Below are 5,801 nucleotides of genomic sequence, written 5' to 3' on the forward strand. Positions count from 1 at the left end.
AGCTAGCCATTTCTTCTAGCATACGTTGATTTTCTTCAAGCGCGCCCGTTTTAACGTACTCCAAAGCTCTTAGCGGGGCTTGGGCCGCCAGCGCTAAAACCGAGTCTAACTCAGCTCCAGACAAGCTAAGCTCGTCTTTGTTCAGCGCCGCTTCTAGCCACTGCTTCGCTGCAGACGTTTCAGGTAACGAAAAGTCAATCACCTGACAACGAGAACGAATCGTTGGAAGTAACTGCCCCGAGCTATGTGATACTAAGATAATAACGGAATCGCCACTCGGTTCTTCAAGGGTTTTCAATAGCGCATTCGCCGCATTATGATTAAGTGATTCTGCAGGAGATAACACTGCGAGCTTTCGCCCCCCCTGCATGCTCGATTGCGCGAAAAACTCAACCATATTTCTAATCGCATCGACTTTAAGAATAGAGCTCCCTTCTTCGGGACCAATATGCTTATAGTCGGGGTGAGTTTCAGATTCGACAAGACGACACTGTTTACAAGTGCCGCAAGCTTGCTCAAGCTTTCCCTCAGACGTACTTTCACACAAAAGATACGCTGCTAGACTCTCCGCAAACTGTAGCTTACCGATTCCCTCAACACCATTTAACAAGAATGCGTGTGGAACTTTATTTTCTCTTACCTGCTTGAGCACACGCTCCCACTGAGCCGCCTGCCAAGGAAAAAATGACATTACCTGATTCCTTTAACCGTTTTAGCCAACACCAAAGACCAATTTTACCTTGATGACATCAAGACTGATATTGCTTTCGCTCTAAGTCACTCGTCACTCGCTCTAAAATACGATAGAGGTATTGCGGTGCGATAGAATGAATACGTAATAAATATTGCCTGGGCGTTTCACCCAGCGTTCTGCTATAGCCAATTCGAGCTAATACGTAGCAGCACATCATATATTTTTTCTCTGTCCAGGTATATTTGAAGGCATACTTTTGGCCCCACAAATAGATGGTGAATAAAATAAAAATAGCGACAAGCACATACGCAAATAAACTGGCGACACTTAAAAGGCTGTACTCCCCTAATACCGAACTGACAAACTTTTTATGCTCTCCCTGATTGTAATTCACTACCCATTTTTGCCAGCCATAACTCATTTTATCAACATATTGCCCCACCCACTTAACAAGCGCTAATTGCTGCCCAACTGATGAAAGTGGTGAGTCTTCAAGAAAGCCTTCTTTCTCGCGAAAGGCATCAGCCCCACCATCCAATATTCTTTCTGGTGCAACCATCGAGGTAGGGTCAGCCCTAAACCAACCTTTACCAACTATGTACACTTCAACCCAAGCATGCGCATCGTATTGATGGACAACCATATATTTTCCATTATCGCGCAACTCTCCACCTTGATACCCGATCACTACGCGAGCAGGAATATTTGCAAGCCGTAACATGTAAGCGAGGCTCCCTGCATAATGCGCGCAGAACCCCGTTTTTGTATCAAACATAAACTCATCGACGAAGTGCTCACCAGTCGTCTCGGGTTTAAGGGTGTAATAAAAATTCTGCTTGGCGAAGTTTTCCATTAGGGCTCGAAAGAGTGCTTCAGGTTCAGGGTATCGCGCCTTCATCTGCGCGATATATTGCTGTGTTCGAGGGTTGCTAGATGCACCTGGTCGCTGCAAATCTTGTACAACGGGCGTTCTGATTCGATCCACCCCCTTAAGCTCGGATAAAAAGGGTAATGAGCCAACCGCTATCCCAAGACTCTCTTGATAACTCAACTTGTATCGCGTCGCCTGAATGGCATCGTTTTTTAGGCTAAAAATGCCCATCTCACCTTTCAGTAAGTTACTACTTAAGGGCTGCCCATCATCGAGAGCAAAAGCCCAACGATTTTGATGCGGTTCTAGCATCACCTGGTAAGTAGCGCCGTCATGAGAATAAAGTTGGCCTGGGTCAATTTTATAGCGACTGACCGGATAATACTCAATACTTTGCCGCCACTCTCTGCCGTCAAACTCGTCGAGTACTAAACCTCGCCAATAAAGGTTTGACTTGGCGGGGACAACACCACTGAAATCTGCTCTAAAAGCCACTTCGGAAGACTTGGTAAGTGAGGCAATATCGCCAGGAGACATAACATTGCTAATACCTGTCTTTCCTTGCTGAGTTTTGAAAGGCATATGCCACAACGGAGCTATACGAGGAAAGAATAAAAACAGCACTATGACAAGAGGTATAGACACGGCCATGAGTTTGAAAAGCATTTTACCCAAAGTAGAAATACCACGCTTCCCTAAAGAAAATTCAGCGCCTATATTCTGGGATAGCAACACGTAAAAGCAAACAGCTATCAGTAGCAACTGCAACAGCGTATGAAATACACCCTGACTAAATAGAAACGAGACACAACTTAAATACAGCATCGTAAAAATACTTGTAAACAACTCTTTGTCAGCCTTGATCTCTAGAAACTTCAACACAGCTGTCAGAAACAAAAAGGCGCCAGCCATTTCAACAGAAAAGTTGGTTTTATAGTGCGCGACAAACACCGCGCAAGAAGCAAGCGTTAAGCATGTTTTGACAAATGTGCTTACCGGCGGGCTATTTCGCTTATAAGCTATAAAACGATAGACACAGATGAATAACGTAAAAACGATTAGCCATATGGGAAGATGATCACTGTGTGATATCAGCTGTAAGATGATAACTAATAGCAAGGCGCCAACCGGCTGCGCACGGACCGCAAATACGTTGCTCTGTCCGCTGATCACTGCTTTGTCATCACCTTCTCTTAAGTCTTTCTGCATTATCAAGCCACTAATATGATCACGTGCAAATTAATATAAGGCTAGCTGTTTAAGGCAGGCATAATAGTGCGCCTCACTTGAATCAGGTTCAATCACTATCACCGGTAACTCAAGACCAAAAGCTTGCTTAGCCTTGTACAGCCGAGTTATTTTCTCACACATAAACTGTAAGCGTTGCTCTTTTCCGTAGGGTTCATAATCTTGCCAACGTACACGGCTTGCATCTGAAGCAGTTAAGTCATTATCTTTAACCACTAGCAATTCAGAGCTTGCATATTTTTTCCAGTTAATACGCTGCATAGAATCGCCCGCTTGATAAGCAAGAAGCGAATTATAGTCATCGGACCTTTGATCGCTCCTCAAACCTTTTTCAGCGCTATTCTCTGCTTTTGTAGGACTCCCTTCTACAGGTTTTGGGTAAACGAGTAGCGAGGCATCCAGTTTCAGCCATGTCCAGGCTCGAACCAGCCCAAAGGGAAAGCACGACTCCAAACGCAATCTTTTTAAGGTATGGTATCCCCGGTTTTTAAGTCCACCTTGAACCGGATATTCATTAAGATTATTCGTTACCGGAGGGACGGCACTCATTTGTCCTGCATCAAAGCCCACTTTAAGACCAAATGCCACTCCCTGCTCTTTTCTGTATTTCACGTAAAAGTAGCCGCGCTCCCCCTCAAATACACCCTCTTCTTTACCACTACTAATTTCAAGCCCGGACATATTCAAAAAACACATCCAGATAGAGAAAAAGAAAATCGCACCTAAGAAGAATGTAAATAGGTAAATAAGGCTATTCTGATAATTAATTGCCGTTATCAGCATCAACAACAAAAGTAACAGATAAGCAAAACCCGCACGCGAGGGGAAAATGTATATATTTTTTTGGGATAATCGAAAATAGTCACTTCGCTTACTGCGTGACGCAATCATCTCACCAACTCGTTCAGCTAAGGGCAACTTCAACTAGACACATCCCGCATAATTACTTTTCTTAACAGAAACATAGACTATAAACCTTGCATTAGCAGATCTCAGCCTAAATAATTACAGTATAGCTGACAGGTTGCTCACTTTTTCACCTGTTATTCTGCTGATCGTATAATATCGCAGGCACCGAATATGAACACTAGCTCTAGCATCATCCTAAAAGCGTCACCTTTATTACTACTGCCACTAATGGCTGGCGCAGAAGTTAAATCTCTTAGCAGTTCAGAGTTAACCGAAACCTATATCAAGGACTCGACAATTATTGTTACGCCTAAAAAGCAGGAAATTGAGACAACTCAAAAAACCTACTCCAGCCTGACAATTGCCCCGGTTGAAAATGTAGACCAGGATATGGATAAGCTAGGGCACCAACAGAACCACGTCGATGGCACTGCCAGCTCTGTCCTACTCAGTGAAGAAATGCTACGAAATGCAGCGATTGCTTCAGCAACCATCGCGCCTATTGACGTTGTGATCCCAACCTACGACGAGGTTAACACTCGCACAATGGAAGAAGTCATGAACGATACACGCTACGCGGTACCCGAGGGTGATTTCGACTTTGTCTATATTGGTGGCGACGGTGCCAACGATCTTGGGCTAAGTAGACAGGACAATCAACTTACCTTTTCAATTGGCAACCTTCCTCAAATTGACAAGATTGAACTTCCTCACGGTATTGATGAAGGTCCGCTTCAAATTACCCCCCGCGTTGGCGGCGGATTTGACCTAACCATTAATATACCTGATCAAAATTAGTAAAAGCTCATATAGCAGTCTATTTTTTTCTAACCTAATAGGCTGCTAAACCCACCTTCTCACTTGTTCGCAATACTCCCTGTAACTCGCCCCAAAGATCTTTACCAAAGCACGCTCTTCGGGCTTTATTTGAATTGCCGTCATGACATAGACGTACAATGCAAACACTAAGAAGTTAAAAGGGTTTGCCAAATACACAGCCCAAGCAAGCAACAGCGCTGCCATACCCACATACATTGGATTTCTCGAGTACTTATAAACTCCATCAACCACAAGCGTGGTCGCATTTTCAGGTTTAATAGGGTTAACGGTTGTTTTATTTTTCCAGAAGCTAAATACCGCTGGCATTAAGAAAAACACAGACGCAAGCCCCAAGACAGCCATAACAATACCAGCCAAGAGCCCAAACCGATATAGACTCACTGAAATCAAAGTATCCAGCCCATACATAATGCCTGCTGCAATCAGTGTTTGAAGTGGTGGAGGAATCCGAATATTCACGAGAACATATACCTATAAGTTAACTTTTATTAGCTACTAACGGGTTCAACTATTGCAATGATTAAAATGCTAGTTTAGAGTAGCGCACCTTTCTGGGAGCGTAACAGGGTTTACACCATTTGCGAAGCTAGAAAGTTCAAAACGGAGAGGTGTCCGAGTGGCCGAAGGAGCACGCCTGGAAAGTGTGTATACCGCAAGGTATCGAGGGTTCGAATCCCTCCCTCTCCGCCAATTAGTTTCCTAACAACACCCTATCAACAAACAACCCTATCAAATGGTTAGATTCTGGTGTTTCTTGGGCGCTTTCTAATACCTCTGTTAAATGCCCATCATCATCTGTATATTTTTCTTTGTAGTAGGTCAGCCTGTCAATCAAAATATCTCGATCAACTTCAGGATGGAACTGGAATGCCCAGAATGGTTTGTTCGCAACTCTAAAGGCATGGCAGCAAATATCGGTATAGGCTAATTCTATGCAGCCTTCGGGTGCCGAAATCGCTTTTTGCTGATGAACCGATACTGCGAGAAAGTCATTTCTGATGCCACGAAAGACCTGATCTGAAGCAGCATGTTCGGTGAGAGATATTGGGATAGTGCCCATCTCGTAATTTTCTTTGTCATCAATAATTTCACGTCCCAATGCTTGGGCAGCTAACTGAAAACCAAAACAAGATGCAAATACAGGGGTTTCATTTTCGACACACTGTAAAAGCAAGCGTTCAGCGTGAGGCACGAAAGTATATGTTTCAGGCTCCAAGACATTTGCCTCACTGGCTCCAC

The 5,801-nt window shown here is 43.9% G+C and carries 6 protein-coding genes and 1 tRNA gene; 2 read left to right on the forward strand and 5 right to left on the reverse strand.

From position 1 onward, the window contains the following. The 3 genes from holB to A3735_RS15750 all read right to left on the reverse strand — a co-directional run. Window positions 1-691, reverse strand: a 691-nt coding sequence (holB, locus tag A3735_RS15740) for a DNA polymerase III subunit delta' (RefSeq protein WP_068638254.1), incomplete at its 3' end; no start/stop codon positions are given. A gap of 58 nt (window positions 692-749) precedes the next feature. Then, window positions 750-2,774, reverse strand: coding sequence for a transglutaminaseTgpA domain-containing protein (locus tag A3735_RS15745; RefSeq protein ID WP_068513681.1), 2,025 nt, complete (start codon window positions 2,772-2,774; stop codon window positions 750-752). Between the two features lie 30 nt (window positions 2,775-2,804). Next, a complete protein-coding gene (locus A3735_RS15750) occupies window positions 2,805-3,737 on the reverse strand; it encodes a DUF58 domain-containing protein (RefSeq protein WP_068638256.1) in 933 nt (310 codons plus the stop codon). Between the two features lie 156 nt (window positions 3,738-3,893). Here A3735_RS15750 and A3735_RS15755 point away from each other — a divergent pair, with 156 nt between their 5' ends. Then, complete coding sequence (locus A3735_RS15755; protein WP_068513687.1) at window positions 3,894-4,520, forward strand: hypothetical protein; 627 nt, start codon at window positions 3,894-3,896, stop codon at window positions 4,518-4,520. Window positions 4,521-4,565: 45 nt separating this feature from the next. On the opposite strand, the gene A3735_RS15760 is transcribed toward A3735_RS15755, so the two are convergent. Further along, complete coding sequence (locus A3735_RS15760; RefSeq protein ID WP_068513689.1) at window positions 4,566-5,021, reverse strand: isoprenylcysteine carboxylmethyltransferase family protein; 456 nt, start codon at window positions 5,019-5,021, stop codon at window positions 4,566-4,568. Between the two features lie 143 nt (window positions 5,022-5,164). Here A3735_RS15760 and A3735_RS15765 point away from each other — a divergent pair. Further along, window positions 5,165-5,252 (forward strand) — tRNA-Ser (locus tag A3735_RS15765). A gap of 1 nt (window position 5,253) precedes the next feature. Here A3735_RS15765 and A3735_RS15770 read toward each other — a convergent pair. Beyond that, on the reverse strand, window positions 5,254-5,801 hold a 548-nt coding region (locus A3735_RS15770; RefSeq protein ID WP_068638258.1), incomplete at its 5' end, for a gamma-glutamyl-gamma-aminobutyrate hydrolase family protein.

This window comes from Oleiphilus sp. HI0061, assembly GCF_001635675.1.

Coding starts and splice junctions, on each gene's coding strand:
- A3735_RS15745 (WP_068513681.1), bottom strand. CDS start 2,774: ATGCAGAAAGACTTAAGAGAAGGTGATGACAAAGCAGTGATCAGCGGA.
- A3735_RS15755 (WP_068513687.1), top strand. CDS start 3,894: ATGAACACTAGCTCTAGCATCATCCTAAAAGCGTCACCTTTATTACTA.